This is a genomic window from Paenibacillus sp. CMM36 (genome assembly GCF_053570945.1).
In genome coordinates, this window is sequence record NZ_JBSEDY010000010.1 from 85,214 (window position 1) to 103,676 (window position 18,463).

At 47.1% G+C, this 18,463-nt stretch carries 11 protein-coding genes and 1 pseudogene; 2 read left to right on the forward strand and 10 right to left on the reverse strand.

The features are described from left to right. Nucleotides 1-73: 73 nt before the first annotated feature. The gene (locus tag ACWA2B_RS19080; RefSeq protein ID WP_029516908.1) at nt 74-595 is read right to left on the reverse strand and encodes a ClbS/DfsB family four-helix bundle protein; all 522 of its coding nucleotides are present in this window, start codon (nt 593-595) and stop codon (nt 74-76) included. A 374-nt stretch (nt 596-969) separates the two neighbouring features. Here ACWA2B_RS19080 and ACWA2B_RS19085 point away from each other — a divergent pair, with 374 nt between their 5' ends. Next, entirely contained in the window at nt 970-3,063 is a 2,094-nt protein-coding gene (locus tag ACWA2B_RS19085) for a pectate lyase family protein (RefSeq protein ID WP_449292512.1), read from the forward strand. Between the two features lie 90 nt (nt 3,064-3,153). On the opposite strand, the gene ACWA2B_RS19090 is transcribed toward ACWA2B_RS19085, so the two are convergent. The 9 genes from ACWA2B_RS19090 to ACWA2B_RS19130 form a co-directional block, all read right to left on the reverse strand. After that, nucleotides 3,154-3,498, reverse strand: a complete 345-nt coding sequence (locus tag ACWA2B_RS19090) for a hypothetical protein (protein ID WP_016820169.1) — start codon at nt 3,496-3,498, stop codon at nt 3,154-3,156. 113 nt (nt 3,499-3,611) lie between these two features. Further along, entirely contained in the window at nt 3,612-6,575 is a 2,964-nt protein-coding gene (locus ACWA2B_RS19095; RefSeq protein WP_412178862.1) for a DEAD/DEAH box helicase, read from the reverse strand. Next, on the reverse strand, nt 6,572-8,227 hold the full coding sequence (locus tag ACWA2B_RS19100) for an SWIM zinc finger family protein (protein ID WP_449292513.1): 1,656 nt from the start codon (nt 8,225-8,227) through the stop codon (nt 6,572-6,574). Before ACWA2B_RS19100 ends, ACWA2B_RS19095 begins: the two co-directional genes overlap by 4 nt. Before the next feature lie 195 nt (nt 8,228-8,422). Then, entirely contained in the window at nt 8,423-9,523 is a 1,101-nt protein-coding gene (locus tag ACWA2B_RS19105) for a GerAB/ArcD/ProY family transporter (RefSeq protein WP_318628158.1), read from the reverse strand. Nucleotides 9,524-9,540: 17 nt separating this feature from the next. After that, nucleotides 9,541-10,698 (reverse strand): Ger(x)C family spore germination protein, encoded by a 1,158-nt coding sequence (locus ACWA2B_RS19110; protein WP_340884051.1) that lies wholly within the window; start codon nt 10,696-10,698, stop codon nt 9,541-9,543. Nucleotides 10,699-10,702: 4 nt separating this feature from the next. After that, the gene (locus tag ACWA2B_RS19115; protein ID WP_029516902.1) at nt 10,703-12,181 is read right to left on the reverse strand and encodes a spore germination protein; all 1,479 of its coding nucleotides are present in this window, start codon (nt 12,179-12,181) and stop codon (nt 10,703-10,705) included. A gap of 236 nt (nt 12,182-12,417) precedes the next feature. After that, nucleotides 12,418-13,083, reverse strand: coding sequence for a beta-phosphoglucomutase (gene pgmB, locus ACWA2B_RS19120; protein WP_025722091.1), 666 nt, complete (start codon nt 13,081-13,083; stop codon nt 12,418-12,420). Between the two features lie 25 nt (nt 13,084-13,108). Beyond that, on the reverse strand, nt 13,109-15,391 hold the full coding sequence (locus ACWA2B_RS19125) for a glycoside hydrolase family 65 protein (RefSeq protein WP_318628160.1): 2,283 nt from the start codon (nt 15,389-15,391) through the stop codon (nt 13,109-13,111). 154 nt (nt 15,392-15,545) lie between these two features. Then, nucleotides 15,546-16,553, reverse strand: coding sequence for a LacI family DNA-binding transcriptional regulator (locus ACWA2B_RS19130; RefSeq protein ID WP_029516899.1), 1,008 nt, complete (start codon nt 16,551-16,553; stop codon nt 15,546-15,548). A gap of 242 nt (nt 16,554-16,795) precedes the next feature. Here ACWA2B_RS19130 and ACWA2B_RS19135 point away from each other — a divergent pair. Next, a pseudogene (locus tag ACWA2B_RS19135) lies at nt 16,796-18,461 on the forward strand (PTS transporter subunit IIBC). The last annotated feature ends 2 nt before the right edge of the window (nt 18,462-18,463 follow it).

Consider the following 18,463-nt stretch of genomic DNA (forward strand, 5'->3'; position numbering starts at 1 on the left):
CGTTTCACTTACCCTTCCCTAAATGTATCCCGATACAACTCAAGTATTGTAGCACAATGCACACTTTTTTTCATCACTGTTGAACTTTGTATTTCTTCCATTTCCGTATCTTGGCTCTGAATGTTTTAAACGGTGCCACCGAGTTGATGTGAATCCATCTTGCCATGGGCCAGTTTGGATTCGTACCCGTCCAATTGTGAACGCCTTGAGTGAAGAGCTCTTCGTGGCTAAGTGTGTCGATCCAATCCAGCCACTTTTGCTCAGTCAACTTGAACATATCGCGTAATTCGCGTAAAGATTGGTGGGAGTAAGTCTTGTAAAATGATTGATATAGTTCGCCTAGTCTGTTCCATTTATAATTGGGGGCGGGCATGATGACGGTTTTTCCTTCCCGTTCGTCTCTGTCCCATGTCATGACAAGATGAAGCCATCCGAGCTGGTAGGCAATCATCTCTGCGGGTGTTTTATCTACTTCAGGGATACGAATATCTTTTTGGCTCTCGTCGATCTCCTGAAACTCACCGTCAAATCGTAAATAGGAGGCATGAATGGCTTCCTTTAACTCCGATTTGGAAGCGTAGTCGTAGCTGGACATCTCATCGCTCCTTTAAATGATATGGATGATACTCACCCCTTTATATGTACCATTCCCAATATGACAACTGTATGTCTTATTCAAAAATAAAAAAATATCGTTTTTTGTGATTTTATGAAACAGAATTTGGCGTGTTCACGAAACAGGATGCAAAATTAATTGAAAGATTAAGACAAAAGATAAGTAATTAGACATATTTTAATATATATTTAAATGCCTATAATTATTGGAGTATAGCGCTTGAGGGCCCTCATTGGTGTTGGGATATTATTCTCTTCATCAGTATGTTATATACCGTTGGGAATATCATGTCCGATGAATGGTGCAACCTTTGCTTTAGTATTCATGAATCTAATCAAGAAGGGGATTGTTATATGAAATCGAGTTTGCTAAGAAAATGTGCAAGTGTAATGTTAAGCAGTACGTTGGTACTGTCTTTATCCTTACCGTTGCTAGGTCATGCACATGCAGATGGGAATTTACAGATAAGTGATGATTTCGAACAAGGAGAAGCTCAAGGCTGGATCGCGGATTCGGGGAACTGGTCTGTGGTCAAGGATGGGAATGGCTCTACATACCAGCAATCTAGTCGAAGCGAAAGCCATTCCGTTAAAGGTAATGCCTCATGGACGAACTATAGCGTGCAAGCAGATGTATATGTAAATGATTTTAATGGCTCCAATCGAGTCTACGTTGCAGGTAGATACACAGATTCCAACAACTTCTACGCAGCATCGTTGTACAACAAGAAAGACGGAGCGCTTGAGATTCGAAAAAAAGTCAAAGGCTCTATGAAGACACTGGCTACCAATAAAAAATACAAACTGGACACGAATACATGGTACAAAGTAAAGCTGGAACTATCCGGTTCGGAAATCAAAATGTATGTCAATGATCAACTGGAGCTGTCCGCAACAGACACCAGCCTCACTGCTGGAGCCATTGGTTTGGTGACCTCCAAAGCAGCTGCCGAATTCGATAATGTGATTGTATCCGGTGCTTCTTCTGAGGTAGATCCAGGAACATTGCCTGTGAAACCAACACCAGGTACAGAAAAACCGACTCCTGAAGTGGACACTGATGTAACCTCTAGAAATAACTATAATTTGACTGGCTTTTCGTATGGTAATACAGGTGGTGGCAACATTGCGGATACAAATGCCAACTACAAAAAAGTTTACAACGCTGTAGATCTCAACGAAGCACTGAAGAAAGGCAGCAAGGTCAAAGTGATTGAGATTATGAACGATCTTGATCTCGGTTGGAATGAAATTCCTAGTGCTGCCAGAGTGATGCCTTTTAGTGCCAACAATCCTGTACAGACGCATCCTGTTCTGAAAAAGACGGGTGTGAGCAAAGTCTATATCGAAAATATGAATGGGGTTACGATTTTCTCGGCCAATGGTGCGAAAATCAAACATGCCGGCTTTGTTATCAAAAGAAGCTCCAATTTGATTTTCCGTAACCTCGAATTTGATGAACTTTGGGAGTGGGATGAAGCAACCAAAGGGAACTATGACAAGAATGACTGGGACTATATTACTGTCGAAGGTGCAAGCTCCAAGGTATGGATCGACCATTGCACATTTAACAAAGCCTATGATGGTCTGGTAGATGTGAAAAAAGGTAGTAACGGAGTTACGATTTCCTGGTCCTTGTTCAAAGGAGATGACCGCAGCTCCAACAGCTGGGTAACCCAACAAGTCAACGCGATGGAAGCAGACAAGTCTTCCTATCCTATGTACGCTTATCTGAGAAGCAGTGCAGTAGGCATGAGTAAAGAAGATATCATTGATATTGCAGCAGGACAAAAGAAAGCGCATCTGATCGGTGCTACGGAAATGGCAGGCGACAATGCGGATTTGGAAGTGACGCTGCATCATAATTACTACCTGGATATTCAGGACCGTATGCCACGTTTGCGTGGTGGTAATGCTCATGCATATAACATCGTTATGGACGATGCCGGATTGGCCAGAGCCAAAAAAAGAATTACTTCTGACATGGCTAAAGCAATTGCCGCAAAGGGATACCATTTTGATGTCGTGGGTAATGGTGCAATTTCAACAGAAAACGGCGCGGTATTGCTAGAAAAGTCTTATTTAATTGATGTGTTTTCTCCAGTGCGTAATAATCAAAAAGATCCTAACAAAGCGGATTACACAGGTAAAATCAAAGCCGAAGAGGTTATCTTTTCCGACAATGGTACCGTATTCAGAGGAGGCAGTGAAGCTGCGAATAGCCCGTTAGCCCCTTATCCTGCGAAGGCCAAGGGCTTCTCTTGGAATGGGTTCACAACGTTGCCATACAGCTATACTGCCGAAGACCCTGCTAACCTGGTTGCTCAATTGCAGGCCAAGGATGGAGCGGGTGCAGGCAAGCTGAACTGGTCGAGTGAAAACTGGCTCAAAACGGTGTACAATACAGCCGCTACGAAAGATGCAATAGTGGAAGAAGATTCCGAATAGGTAGGCATATAAAAAAGCAGCCAGGACAGATATGCTCTGTTTCTGGTTGCTTTTTTGGTTACCCACGTTTAGGCTGCGTTCGGTATGAGCTTAACCAATAACGACAAATGAGGATACGCCAGCAGGTACGGATCTAACGCGGAATAATACTCCATCATCTCTAAAAGTACGCAGAATATAAGGCTGGTTCGTAGGTGTGCGGACTCTGTTGAATCGGGCAGTACCAAAGCGGTCGAAGCCTGCAGCTTGCACAAAGGTTCCATCTAAACGCCGGAGTGTTGCAAAAAATCCAGACGTGTTAAAAGGTACACCATCATTGTTAGCCCAGATAACTGTAAATCTACGAAGGGTTTGTGTTGGACTCACATTGCGATATCTCGTAACAGGAACCTTTCTGCCCGTAGATTTCAGCGTTTGTGGAGGACGAATGGCCACTTCAAATCAACTCCTTTGTTGTGATGAGATAGTAAATGCACACAAAGGAGTTTTGGACCGTGCTATAAACTACTGCTTCTTAAAAATAGGTATATATTGAACTTGGGACATCATTATGCCCACTCGCGCCGTAGCGTAAAGAGGTCTTTTAACGCGTCTGTAGACAGCTCAGTAATCCAGCCTTCGGTACTGGTTATGATTTGGTCGCTAAGCTGCTGCTTGCTCTCCAGCATTTCATCAATGCGTTCCTCCAGCGTGCCCAGCGAGATAAATTTGTGCACCTGTACATCCTTCGTTTGTCCCATCCGATAGGCTCGGTCTGTGGCCTGATTTTCAACAGCCGGATTCCACCAGCGATCAAAGTGAAAGACGTGGTTGGCTGCCGTCAGATTCAGACCCACCCCCCCGGCTTTGAGCGACAAAATAAACACGGATGGCTGCTCGGCAGGGGGGAGCGTGTGAGATTGGAATTGATCAATCATTCGGTCACGCGCCGTTTTGGACGTGCTACCGTTCAGATAGAGCACAGGCTCTTGCAGCTCCTGAGCGAGTACCCGCTGGAGCATCTGCCCCATACCAATATACTGTGTAAAAATAAGGCAGCGCTCGCCCTCCTCCCGCAGTTCCTTGACCATAGCCAGAATGCGCTCTAGCTTGGATGAACGGCTAATGACCGTCTCAAGATCGGACTGACTATAACCGGAAGCCGCTGCATCCGGGAGTGCCTCCTTGGTTAAGAGGGCTGGGTGGTCGCAAAGCTGCTTCAACTGGGTAAGGGCGGATAAAATGGCTCCTTTCCGTTCAATCCCTTCCAGCTTCTGCATCCGTTCCATCAACTCTTTGACAATCTGGTCATAGAGCGCGCCCTGCTCAGAGGTCAGATGAATGTAGGTTTTCATCTCATTCTTGTCAGGCAAATCAAGCTGTATAGCAGGGTCCTTCTTCTTGCGCCGCAGCATGAAGGGCTGAACCAGCTTTTGCAAATCTAATGTGCGCTGCTCGTTATGTTCCTTCTCAATAGCATTCATAAAACGATTGCTAAAGGCGCGTGAGCTGCCCAGATAACCTGGATTGATAAAATCATAAATGGACCACAGCTCGGACAATCGATTTTCAATAGGTGTCCCGGTCAACGCAATCCGATGACGTGCAGGAAAGCTGCGCACGGCTGTGGATTGCTTGGTTTGCGCATTTTTAATGTTTTGCGCTTCATCCAGGCAGACCGAATCCCAGGTCATGCTTTGTAGCAGCTCTTGATCCAGGGTTGCCGTAGCAAAGGAGGTCAGGATGACATCAGCCTGCTCTACTTCTTCACGGAACAAGTCTCCCTGCTTCCGCCTGCTTCCATAGTGCAGCATCACCTTCAATGAAGGGGCGAAGCGGCTGAGTTCCTTCTGCCAGTTGCCCAGCACCGACGTCGGGCAAATCAGCAGCGAACTGGAGCGGACACCCGTCTCAGCGGCAATTTCCTGTAAGTGCAGTAAATAAGTAATAAATTGCACCGTTTTACCAAGTCCCATGTCATCGGCCAGACAGGCCCCCAGTCCAAAACGCCGTAAAAAGGCAAGCCATGCGTACCCGTCCCTCTGATACGTCCGCAGCTCGGCTTGCAGCCCGTCCGGCACGTCCAATGCAGGCCATTCTGACTGCCGTCCGAGCTGGCTGATCAGCTTCAGCAGATGGGCATTCAGCTCGACTTCCAGCCGGAAGCGTGCCGCATCCTCCGGCTGCTCACCCGAGGCGTCGCCTTCAGGCTCGTCGGCGTTGCCGAGCAGGTGCAGCTGCAAGATGTCCTGAAAGGACAACCCCTGAGCGCTGTCGATCCCGGCCATGGCCCGGCGGATCTGCGCCAGCAGCGCAGGGTCGAGCGCGATCCATTGCCCGCGGAAGCGCACCAAGCGCTCGTTGCGAGCGACCAGCTCGGCGAATTCTGACTCGCTCAGATCGGCATCGCCAATGGCAACGCGCCAATCGAACTGGACAATCGAGTCCAGTCCGAACAGCGAGCTGCCCTTCGTGCGCTCTCCCGCCCCTTCGCCCGGGCGTACCTTGGCCCGCAGCTTCGGCTTCTTGCGGGTAGCTGCCTCCCACCAAGCCGGGAGCAGCACTTGCCAACCGCTTTCCAGCAGACGCTGGCTGTCGGTCGTCAGGAATTGCCACGCCGCTTCGTCGGAGAGCGGGCGATTCAGCACGTCATCACGGCTTCCGGCACGCTGCCCGGCAGGCAAAATCGAGGTCAAGCCTTCTAGCCACCCGGCTGAGCGCTCACGGACATGTGCTGTCCAGGCATCGGGCCATGAGCCGGATGCGTACCCATCATCGGCGAGCTGTACAGACACCAGCAACGCCGGGTCTTGCTTGTCCTGCAACACAAGCTTGAGCTGCCAGGACGGCTCGTCGTCCTCCAGCTCTGGCTCCAGCAGTTGCAGAAGCGGCCGAAAGGGCGCGGTATCGGCTTTCCAGCCGATGGCGATGAGCCAGGCCCGCGCGTCTAGACCCGCCGCGGCTGGGCGGTTGGAGGCGAAGAGAATCGGATATTCTCTTCGCAAATCGGCGGCTTCCGCTTCGGTGCCGTACCAGCGTTGAAATACGGCAGCCGAGAACGCCGCTATCAGCCCATCTTGTTCGTCCTTCTCCAAGTTGCCTAGCAAAGCAAGCTCTGCCGGCTGGATGTTTTCCAGTGCTTCCGCATCCCATTCCCATTGCAGCTTCCCTGCCTGGAACGCCGTGAAGCTGGGCACATAGGCTTTCGCTTCAATACAGTGAGCAAGCGAAGGGATCAGCTGAAGCCATGGGGCATGGGCCTCGTCCCAGATCCATTCGATATGCTTTAGAAGCTCGCGCTCTGCCAGAAAAGGAATCACCTGCTCCGAAGGCAGCAGGATAATATCCGTGTCTTGAACATGTTGAATCTCCAGCTCGGTGCCATAAAACGAAGCCTCATGCCAAGCAAACAAACGCTGCTTCAGAATTTGGCCGGAAATGCTATAGTTCATGGAGGAATCGCCATAGATCAGCGCGTCTCCATAGGTAGTTAATTGGATATGCACGGTAATCGTTTCGGTATATTGGCTCATGATAACAATTTCCCTTTCCGCAATTCCTCCTGTAGCGCCCGCAGGCGGCTATGACGGCTGGTGAAGGTCGTAAAGAACAGCTCCCAGCGTGATTCTTGCTTCATTTTCTTGTACAGCTTGAACAGCCGCTTTAACAGCTTGACTGCTGCTTTATAGCTGGCTCTGTTTTTTTCTAGCACATAGCGTTCTACCGCTTGATGGTAAAAGGGAAGTAGTAACTCAGGCGCGTTCTTTTCAATGGGCTGTAACACGCTCACTCGAAAACTCAAAGGTTCACTGCGTATGCTCAGCTGATAGTCGATCCATGACCGCCATTTCTCGTGAGCAAGCAGTGCCTCTTCATACATCCCCCCGGCAAATGGAAGCATACCCACCAGCGTGTCCCACATGTCCTGCTCCGCTTCTGGAAGGTGCTGCAAAACCAGATCCCAATTATGCATATAATCCTGTAAATGGTCATCCCGATGACTGTGAAGCAGGGGACCGATATGTCGCAATCCGTCCTTGAGACGTGCCCAATCCTCGGCTTTCCGCAACGCCTGTAAGAACAAAAGCAATTGACTGGAAGAGATTTTTAGTGGGAAAACTCGTTCCGCCTCCTGAAGAAGTACCCAGGCTTCATTATCCTGCGATTGGAAAATATGCATCCAGCTGCGAGCCAACATCCACGGAAGCCTTGCTAAAGTAGTGCCGAGATCCTCCTCAGCCGCCTGCAAATGCTGTAATTCCTCCGTATATATGCTGGCGTCCTGTCTTGCGGGATGCACCCAGTACAACCAAAACTGATAATACGCGTCTGAAAAATAAGTACCGTTACGCGATTCTGTCAGCATTTTTCGGCGTAAATAGGCTAAGGTTTCTGCGATACGGGCTTCTTGCATCGGTTCATCGGTCAGCTCCAGTGGACTCTCAAAATCACGCTCGATCGCTTCTTTAAGCTCATCGGCAGCAATTTGCGTGTAATACCCCATATAGGTATGAGAGGGATAGCCTGGCATGGAAGACTGAGGTACCAGCTTTTCCAGCACACGCAGATGAGCATGCAGTCCGTATAGCTGTTGCATGCCGGGTGAAAGCGGCGGCTTCACAGCATAGATCGAGGCTAAAGCGCTTTGGACAAATTGGGAGTTTTGTGTGTTTACATGGTTAAGGGCGATACACTGATCGAACAGATCATGCCACTCTGAAATGGGCATGTCCGGTATTTTACTTGCAGTTTTACTGAGGGCGTTTCTTGTTGTTTCCTTGTGATCCGGTGAAAGATTCGACCGGGAAGGAGGTGTGTTACGCGTGTCAGCTTTTGTCGCCAATCGAGTGAATCCCGCCGAATGAGCGTTCACTAAAGCATGTACAGAACGTTCCTGTTCATTCGCGTAATTCAGTAGTACGGCGATCATATGCTTGCAGTTGGCGTGGACAGGGCATGTACATCTGCTGGCAGCAAAAGCGCTCAAGTGGAGATCCACCTCGTATAGCTCGCTTCCATCCACGACAGCTGCAATATGATCGGCATCAGGCATTACGAATTCTTTTACCTTTCCTTGCTTAAAATATTGGAAACCTCGTTTGATCGTCACATCATTAAAATGGTCAGCCACGTTTTGGATAAGCTGTTGCCACTGTATATCATCCATAAGATAGGTTGGTTTCATATGCATTAGTCTCCTAAGAGAGAATAGTTAATCCGATGACTGCTTAACTCTTCCATTATATCAGTTCACGGATATAAATTGAGTGGAGGGAGCAGTTGGAAAATTCCGAAGAATAACCATCGGGTAAAAAGTAAAAATCCCCTTACGCTATAGCATAAGGGGTTTGATTCATTGGCAAGAGCGGGGAGGCATTCTCTATTGTTTCCCATCCGGATTCTCTGTTCGATGGAAGACCATAGAGATAACAAGAAGCACCAAGGGTACTACTGCGCATACAGCAATTCCAAAATAACCTATTATTTTATCGAAGTTGCCTATCTCAACAAAATTTTGGGGATACATGCTCAGGCAAAATAATATAATTAACGGGAGATAACAGATATACCCGTTCCACTTTTGGGTGAGCTGGCTGATCCCCGTTACAATATAGAAATAATAGTTTGAGGCGGTCATGAAAATTTTGATCGTCCACAAAATGATAAATAATATTTCAAATCGTTCCAGGAACGCGCCGGGGAATTCAATTTGCTGTGCAAAAGAAACGACTGGCCATTGCAGTCGGGAAACTTCCTCAACTGACATACAGCCGACGACCATCGTTACCATTAAAATATACAAACCCATTGCAATCGAGTAGCCGATTGACCCAGCCTTCCATGCTTTTTTGGGGTGGGTCATCACATTAGTTAATATAAGGATGGATTCAAAACCCAATGTAGAGAAAGGTATAACTTTAAGTGATTCAAAGATTGGTCGCCATCCTTTATGGAAAACAGGGCGCAAATTATCAAGATTGAAATGGTTGACATTAAGAACGACCAACAATAAAAAAACAATAAGGGTTAAAGGGAAAAAAAGTTCGATCAATCGAACCATTGCATGGAGACCGCCCCAGGTCAAATACCCAATAAGCAGAAGAAACGGTAAGAGAATCATACTTATTGGGGTTCTCTCCAGTGCAAGACCTTTGAGGAATTCCGCCATCATTCTACATACAAAAGAGCATATCATCGTGCAATGTACAATAAATGCAATATTGATGAGCAGGCCGATGAATTTACCCGCGATCACAGGATTGAGCTCATAGAACGTCTTCCCTGGAAATCTCCGGCACAGTTTAAAATGGATAAAAACGATGCCTACCCCAAGCAGACTTGCCAGCAAAAGTCCCTGCCACACGTCGGGCGTTTGTGTCTTTTCCGCGATGGTTCTTGGCAAACTGACAATTCCCACAGCGTACACGGTCGAAGTGACTGTAAGTAAGGCTTGAAGGGTAGAGATTTTTTCCTGTTTCATGGAAGGTATGTTGGACATTACTCTTCCTCTCCTTTTGTATAAGCACCTGTTCGTTTAATCTGTACTTCGGCCTGAACATCGATTGGTATTTGACTGAATGTATTTTGCCAATTTTCCTTTACCCGATCCCAGTAAGCGGGATAGTTCACTTTTACTTTTGTGCCAAAACCGACTACATCTGCTCTCATTTCTTTCTGAAGTGTGTTTAGCGATTGGGATATGGTCTGTTTGATTTCATCTTGCGCTGCTTCTTTGGCGGTTCGGATGAATGATTCCTTCAGGAAGTCCACAGAAGTAACCGAGTTTTCGTTTAGCTTGATATCTGTTTTGATACGAACTGTGAATGAGAGATCCTGTCCATTAAGGTGGGGAATAAGTTTACTATGGGCATCCTCAACTTCAAAGACCATGTGTTGTTTCGTCTTTGGGTCCTCAACTTTAATAATGGAACCCTTCGTTTTTCCCAGCATCCAGTTGATCCCGATAACATCCTCTTCGTCCAGCCAATAAGCAAATTTCTTCGTTTTGCCGCTGACCAGAGCTGCTCCTGAGAAGTGATTGCCGTCATTGCTTTCTAGGCATTGAATGAGGAAGTCAGCTCCTTGTGAGATATGTGTAGACATTTCCCCTAATGTTATTCTATAAGGTATTTTTGAGTTGAAATCACTATTTTTGGCCAATGCTTCAAGGTCAATGGAAGGTATCTCTTTATGTTTGCCAATCTTATTGAGCGCTTCTTTCGCATTGCCTTTTACGATCATAACAAGTGATTTTCGACTCGGTTTATAGGAGCGAGTAAACGTATCTAACAATTGGTCGATTCTTGTTTTTTGTATAGCTTGGTCACTAATCAAAATTAAGCGAATAAAACTATATAAAGGAGCACGGGATACCTGCTTGGCCTGTTCCCTGGAAGCAGACTGGATTGAATCTTTGTTAAAGGTTGTTACGTTGCTATACATATTTTTTCTGGATTTCTGCGCTATTAAGTGCTGGTAGGTAAGTTCCAGCATATCCTGCTGATCCGTATCAATGGCGACGCCTTGAATAATACTCAAGTTATCGATCTCTCTGCTATCCCAACAACCGGTGAGGAGAGCAGCACATGCGATCCATGCAGCAAAGCATTTTTGCGCCCATAGGGTTCGACGAAACAGAAAGATGTAAGAGAGCATAGGTTTACTTCCTTTTTCTGTTAGATTGTATTTCGTCCTGTGTCTTTAGCATCATAGGGCGTTTTTTGAGATATTTAAAAGGAACCCGAACCAAAGTATCTTGTTGATCTCTTAGCCGAATTGGGGCTAGGGGTGACATGTAAGGAACTCCAAAGCTTTTGATCTGGACCATGTGTACGCCTAAACAAATAAAGGCTAAAATTACTCCATACAGCCCATAAATCCCTGCGATCATCATAATGGGGAAACGAAGAAGCCGGATTCCAATACTGCCGCTGTACTGCGGGCTTGCAAAGGACGCAATGGCAGTAAGACCAACGACAATAATCAGAAAAGCACTTACGATCGCCGCCTCGACAGCGGCTTGTCCAATCACAAGACCGCCTACAATCCCGATGACTTGTCCTATGCCTTTAGGTAGCCGTAGACTTGCCTCGCGCAGTATTTCCAATGCTAACTCCATAATTAGAGCTTCCACAAAAACGGGAAAAGGAATCCCTTCCCTTGAGGCAACGATAGACATCACTAGCTCAGGTGGGATTAATCCAGGATGAAAAGAAATAAGAGCAACGTACAGCGAAGGCAGGAATGTTGCAATGAACAGAGCCGTTAAACGAAGCATGCGGAAAAATGTTCCTAAAGGAAAACGCTCGTAATAATCCTCTGGGGATTGAGCCAGCATCCAGAAGGTCATGGGAGCAATCAGGACAAAAGGAGTGCCATCAAGCATAATGACAACTCTTCCGGACATTAAAGCATTTATAGCTTTATCCGAGCGTTCAGAGGCTTGAATCTGTGGGAACGGAGACCATGAATGTTCCTCAATCCATTGCTCAATAATCCCGGTATCGGAAGCATCGTCCACATCAATCGTTTCGACTCTTCGTTTAACTTCCTGAACTAGCTCCGGATTTGCGATATCTGATATGTACAAGATCGCTAACTTCCGTGAGGATCTCCTTCCTATGGTCATTTTATCTATTTTGAAACTTAGATCTTTGATATGCCGCCTTACCATTGCCAGGTTGCTTTGCAAATCTTCAATAAAACCTTCTCTCGGTCCTCTAACCAAAGTTTCAGTGCTTGGTTCATCGACACTTCGCGACGGAAACTGGCCCGTAGACGCAAAAAAGACTTCATCGGTTCCTTCGATCAGCAGACAGGTATTTCCCGATAACACTTCGTGTACACACGTCTCAAGGTCTGTCTCTTCTTCCATATCGATCGTAAATGCTGTCTGTTGTATCAGCTCCTCCTTTATTTTCTCGGGATTAACTTGGGAGTGACTTTCACGAATTCCAGTTAAAATGAGCGGCTTGACGATTTGTTCGTTAATGATGCTCGTATCCGCAATACCAGAGAGATAGATCATAATTACATGAATTCCCGTTTGACCCACATTCATTTTCTTGAAGACGACATCAGGAAGATGACCCAGGGTCTTTTGTAGATGGTCCAATTTCGCCTCGAGTGATCTTGCCATGACTCCTCCTCCTTCAAAAGTTATGCATGTAATATGTGTAAAATGGTAATAAATATTCATGGAATGGTAATCTAATGTGTTCAACGATAGAGGAGCTGAAGACGCGAGAGACAGAGGGAGTTTTTTGGGTATATGTAAACAAAAACGAACACCAGTGGTGTCCGTTTTTGGTCATACTTATGAGGCGAGGGTACTCTATCCTAGAGATAACGCCATATAAATCCCTCCGAGTGGAGTCACTTTTTGAACTCGTAAAAATGGGCCTCCAACATGCTCAGAGAAAGCTCGGCAGTCGTGGCTACCACGATATCTGCCCCTTGCATTTGTGAAGGTGTTCCTACACCGACCGCAAACATCCCGGCGCCCTTGATCGCCTGTATGCCAGCCTGTGCGTCCTCTATACCGATACAATCGGCAGGCTGAACGCCCAGATTTGCAGCTCCAGTGAGGAAAATTTCCGGGTCAGGCTTGCCATGCCGAATGGCGGTAACATCCACCACACTGTCAAAATAGTACGCCAGCTCCAGTCGCTCCAGGATAAACGCTGCATTTTTACTTGCAGAGGCCAGAGCGATGCCGATTCGGGCTTCACGAAGTTCTGTCAGAAGCGCTTTAATGCCTGGAAGAATGTCCGAGGGAGTTACAGCTGAGATGAGTCGCTGATACTCCGTATTTTTCCGTGTGGCTAGTTCTTGCTTGCCTTCTTCTGAAAACGTATCGGACAGGTTACCGCGCGCCAGTATTTTGTCGAGCGATTCCGTACGGCTGATTCCTTTTAACTGTTCATTGAATTCCCGATCAAAAGGGATGCTGAGCGCTGCCGCCAAGCTGCCCCATGCCTGAAAATGATATTCGGCGGTATCTGTAATGACTCCGTCCAAGTCGAAAATGACTGCCTTCATTTGCTTTCCCCCCTGTCTGCCCGATTTATGAAATGCTGTTTGTCATTAACGTCTGCCCACTGGTAATGTGCGTTGGCTGTCCATACAGCTCCAGCGTCAGCGGTTCTCCGTCCAACAGGGTTATGTTCACTTCATTTTCCTGTACGAGAATACTTAACAAGCGACCGCGATAGTTGATTTTAAACGTATACTTGTTCCAGTCTTGAGGCAGGAAGGGGGAGAAGCTTAATGTTTCATTATAGGTTCTCATCCCGGCAAATCCCTGTACAATCGCCAGCCAGCTTCCCGTCATGGAAGTGATATGAAGGCCGTCTTCGGTATCGTTATTATAGTTATCCAGATCCAGACGGGCCGTCCGCTTATACATCTCGACTGCTTTTTCCTCCATTTTGAGTTCGGCGGCCAGCACGGCGTGTATAGAAGGAGACAGACTGGATTCATGAACAGTCATGGGCTCGTAAAATGCAAAATTGCGCGCTTTTTCCTCCAGTGTGAACTGGTCTCCAAAGAAATACAGTCCTTGCAGCACATCTGCCTGCTTAATGAAGCATGAACGCAGGATTTTATCCCATGACCATTTCTGGTTCAGTGGAAGGTTGCTGGGATCAAGGGCGGATACAGGCTGCAAATCCTTATCCATAAAGGTATCGTGTTGTACGAAGACTTCCCGCTCCTCATCATAGGGATAATACATGTGAGTGACGATATCCTGCCAATGTGCAAGCTCATCAGCCGTAACTGCCAGGCGCTGCGCTTTCTCAGTCGAAATTTGAGGCAAGACCGATAATGTATATTTCAAAACCCATGCAGCCAGCGTGTTGGTATACCAGTTGTTATTGACGTTATTTTCGTACTCGTTTGGCCCGGTAACCCCGTGGATCATATACTGCTGCTGACTTTTGGAAAAATGAACCCGGTCGGCCCAGAAGCGGCTAATTTCGACCAGTACATCTACGCCGTAGTCATGCAGATAGGTCAAGTCACCCGTATAGTTGGTGTAATTGTAAATGGCATAGGCAATGGCACCGTTACGATGAATTTCCTCGAAGGTAATTTCCCATTCATTATGGCATTCCACACCCGTAAAAGTGACCATAGGGTACAGTGCACCCCGAAGTCCTTGCTGGGTCGCGTTATGCTTGGCACCTTCAAGTTGTTGATAGCGATACAACAGCAGATTTCGGGTTACATCCGGGTCTGCGAGCGCCAGGTACATAGGTACGGCATATGCTTCTGTGTCCCAATAGGTGGCACCGCCATATTTTTCACCTGTAAAACCCTTGGGACCAATGTTCAGACGGGCATCTTCACCGTAGTACGTAGAGAACAGCTGGAAAATGTTAAAGCGTATTCCCTGTTGGGCCTCCGTATCGCCCTCTATTTCTACATCTGCTTTGTCCCAACGTCGGGCCCAAGCTGCGACATGCTCCTGTTTAAGAGAAGTGTAGCCTTTGTTCACAGCTTCTACGGCGATGCGTTCAGCTTGTGGAATCAGTGCGTCCTTTTCCATATCCCGTGAAGTGGTAACAGCCACAAATTTTTGCAGCTGGATACTGTCGCCCGGAGCAACGCTGTATTGATAGTGGCGAGCAGCATACAGAAAGCCCTCTTCCGTCGTCTGCTGATCCTGTCCCTCGGTCACAATACCCATGGTAGCGTTTACGGTAAAGCGCGGAATACCGAAGGGATTATCTATAGTTGTTGTGGACAGGCTGATGAATTGTTCCTGAACCTCTCGGGCCTCCTCCAGCCAAAAAACCTCATCATAGTTCGTGTCTTCATTCTTCGTATTGCCGTCCAAATAGGGGACAAGCTCTATAGTTAGAGGTTGCTCACTTATATTCGTTGCTTGGTAATCAATCAGGCATAGCTCACGAGTGGTGATGCTCAGAAAACGCTCCGTAGTGATACGAACCTGATCGTTCACGGTGCAGGTGCGTCGCAGGATCCCCTGTTTCATGTCCAACTCCTGCACGAAATCGCTGATGTGTGCCGTAAATAAGTCTACTTCCTCTTGGTTTACGATCAGATTGATGCCGATGAAGTTCATGGCATTGATGACCTTACCAAAATACTCAGGATAGCCGTTTTTCCACCAGCCGACCTTTGTTTTGTCGGGGAACCATACACCGGAGATATAAGTTCCCTGATGATGATCCCCTGAATACGTTTCTTCGAAATTGCCGCGCATGCCCATATAACCGTTGCCTATGGACGTTAAGCTTTCCTGTAATCGCATGTGTGTGCTATGTAGAGCGTGTGTTGTCAGCTTCCAACTATCTACGTCAAATAATCGGTTGTAAACCATGAGTGCGTACCCCTCTCGGAAAATGAGATCGTTGTTTTAACGAGACCAATATATGAGCGAGTTCAGTATATAGTGCAACCGTTTGCCCTGTCAACGCAAAAAAACTGATTTTATGGATATCCACAAAATCAGTTCTTGTCCATTTCTTAGAGATTCATAGTACCTGGCTGGATTTGCGCTCCACGATTCGGTGGGGCACAATGATGTGTTTGGTCAGTTCCTTGGGGTCCTCAATTTTTTCAATCAGGCTTTTGGCAGCCTGATAACCCAGAGTAAAGATATCAATATCCACGGATGTAAGAGGAGGATTCATCAGCTCAGCCAGCATTAGATTATTGAAGCTCACCATGGATAACTGCTCTGGCATGGACACGCCTAACTGGGCAAGCATTTTCTGTACGGCCATGGCTACAAGGTCGTCGCTAACGATCATCGCAGTAGGCGGCGGGGTAGCCTGCAATAACGCGCGCATGTCCTCCAGATTAAAGGGCTCTCTGACCACGTATTCCTTCGGTAGAGGCAAGCCAACCTCTCGTAGCGCATCTTGGTAGCCTCGGAGTCTTTCAAGATTCACGATGTGTTCCTGATCACCGCCAACATAAGCAATGCGCTGATGATTCAGCCCAGTCAAATAAGTGACCACATCCTTGGCAGCCTGGTAGTTGTCGTTGTCTACATGGGTGGTTTCGCTGACAAACTGTTGAGGTTTGCCGATTACGGTATAGGGAATTTTTTCTTTGTGAAGATACTCCACGATGCTATCCTTTTGCTTGGAGTACAGGACAATGTAGCCGTCAACGCGTCCGGTCCGGGTCATCAGCTTTACGCGGGATAGCAATTCATCATTCGTTTTGCCTGTGACAATCGACAGTGTATAGTTGTGCTCGTTCACCCATTCGCTGATCCCGCGAAGACTTTCCGGAAAGAAAGGATTTTGAAAGATCGCCACATCCGATTCAGGCATAATAATGCCTATCGACTGTGTGACTCGGTTAGCCAGACTCTGAGCTGAATAGTTGGGTTCATAGCCAAGCGCCTTCATTTCTTTACGGACACGTAACTTGGTAGCTTCGCTGATTTTGGGGCTGTCTTGAATGACGCGGGATACGGTGGAGGTAGCAACATTAGCACGTTTTGCGACATCTTTGATGGTTACTGCCATCGTCTTCGTCTCCTTTTGCTATCTCAAGCAGGAAATATTATGTTCTATCATACGATATTGCTCGAAAATCAACAAATTCGCGGTTTTTTCGAGTGTTTCTATCATTATTAACCAAGGTATTTACAATTAGGGTATTGCTAATAGAAAGCGATATCATTATAATAATTGTGCAACCGATTGCATAATATTTTTTGAGTACTACCCATGCTATACATACTATAAGGGATGGAGACTGAACGAGCATGAAAAAACTTCTATCATTTGATTTTTGGCAAAAGCTTGGGAAGGCACTGCTTGTGGTTGTTGCTGTTATGCCGGCGGCCGGGATTATGATTTCGCTTGGTAAAGTAGTGGCGATGTTGGCTGGCGATATTCATTTCTGGTTGACCGTCGGCGGGGTCATGGAGAATTTGGGTTGGGGTATTATCAATAACTTACACATTCTATTTGCGGTAGCGATAGGTGGTTCCTGGGCTAAGGAACGGGCGGGCGGGGCTTTTGCGGCTTTAATTGCCTTTGTTCTCATCAATATTTCAACAGGGACGATTTTGGGCGTATCATCGAAGATGTTAACCCAGGAGGGAGCAACCACCCATACACTCTTCGGTGCATCGATTCCGGTCAGTGGTTATTTCACCTCTGTCTTAGGAGCACCCGCACTCAACATGGGCGTGTTTGTCGGTATCATCTCCGGATTCGTCGGGGCGGTGGTATTTAACAAGTACTATAATTACCGCAAGCTGCCGGACGCTTTAGCCTTTTTTAACGGTAAACGTTTTGTTCCTTTTGTCGTGATTTTATGGTCTGTCATCGTAAGTTTGATCATGTCTGCCGTCTGGCCATTTGTCCAGGGGGGGGATTAATCAGTTCGGCATTTGGTTGGCGACTTCGGGAGAATCGGCTCCTTTTGTAGCACCATTTGTCTATGGTACACTGGAAAGACTGCTGATTCCTTTTGGACTTCATCATATGCTGACCGTTCCTATTAACTATACTCAACTTGGAGGCGTTTACACAACGCTTACAGGTTCCGGGGCAGGAAGTGTCGTTGCCGGGCAAGACCCGCTGTGGCTGGCTTGGGCAAGTGACCTGAGTGCGCTTCGTGGTACCGATCCGACAGCCTACAATAGCTTGTTGGAAGGCGTGACGCCTGCCCGCTTCAAGGTAGGACAAATGATTGGTGGAGCAGGTATCCTTATGGGACTAGCGGTGGCTATGTATCGCCGTGTAGACAAAGACAAACGCGGCAAGTACAAGTCGATGATCTTTTCGGCAGCCGCAGCTGTTTTTTTAACAGGGGTAACGGAGCCACTGGAATTCATGTTTATGTTCGTGGCGCCTGTGCTGTATGTGGTTTATGCTATTCTTACCGGTATTGCGTTCGGAATGGCCGACATCATACATTTGCGTTTACATTCATTTGGTATGATTGAACTGCTGACCCGAATGCCGTTGTCTATAAATGCGGGGTTGGTGCAGGATATTATTAACTTCGTGCTGACTTGCGTGGTGTTTGCGGTAGCAACCTACTTTATCGCTTATTTTATGATCGGTAAATTCCAAATGGCTACGCCGGGAAGACTGGGGAACTATACGGATGAGGAGCCCCAAGGGACTTCCGAGGCAGGGAGTACGAAGACAGAGGGTGTGGCAGCTACTTCCACTCAAAATCAACTGGCTACGGATATCATCAAGACACTTGGGGGTGAGCAGAACATTGTCGAGGTGGACGCTTGCATGACCCGTCTGCGTGTGACGGTTAAGGATACAGATGCCGTTGGGGACGAAAAAACGTGGAAAGCGCTGGGTGCCTTGGGCTTGATAAAAGTAGATAATGGGGTGCAGGCGGTTTACGGACCGAAGGCTGATGTGCTTAAATCAGATATACAAGACATACTCAACAGGTGATT

What these genes read in the sequence shown, in the direction of transcription:
- ACWA2B_RS19105 (WP_318628158.1), bottom strand. Translation starts at nt 9,523, where the DNA reads ATGAAACAGGAAAAAATCTCTACCCTTCAAGCCTTACTTACAGTCACT.
- ACWA2B_RS19110 (WP_340884051.1), bottom strand. Translation starts at nt 10,698, where the DNA reads ATGCTCTCTTACATCTTTCTGTTTCGTCGAACCCTATGGGCGCAAAAA.
- ACWA2B_RS19095 (WP_412178862.1), bottom strand. Translation starts at nt 6,575, where the DNA reads ATGAGCCAATATACCGAAACGATTACCGTGCATATCCAATTAACTACC.
- ACWA2B_RS19080 (WP_029516908.1), bottom strand. Translation starts at nt 595, where the DNA reads ATGTCCAGCTACGACTACGCTTCCAAATCGGAGTTAAAGGAAGCCATT.
- ACWA2B_RS19085 (WP_449292512.1), top strand. Translation starts at nt 970, where the DNA reads ATGAAATCGAGTTTGCTAAGAAAATGTGCAAGTGTAATGTTAAGCAGT.
- ACWA2B_RS19125 (WP_318628160.1), bottom strand. Translation starts at nt 15,391, where the DNA reads ATGGTTTACAACCGATTATTTGACGTAGATAGTTGGAAGCTGACAACA.
- ACWA2B_RS19115 (WP_029516902.1), bottom strand. Translation starts at nt 12,181, where the DNA reads ATGGCAAGATCACTCGAGGCGAAATTGGACCATCTACAAAAGACCCTG.
- pgmB (WP_025722091.1), bottom strand. Translation starts at nt 13,083, where the DNA reads ATGAAGGCAGTCATTTTCGACTTGGACGGAGTCATTACAGATACCGCC.
- ACWA2B_RS19100 (WP_449292513.1), bottom strand. Translation starts at nt 8,227, where the DNA reads ATGAAACCAACCTATCTTATGGATGATATACAGTGGCAACAGCTTATC.
- ACWA2B_RS19130 (WP_029516899.1), bottom strand. Translation starts at nt 16,553, where the DNA reads ATGGCAGTAACCATCAAAGATGTCGCAAAACGTGCTAATGTTGCTACC.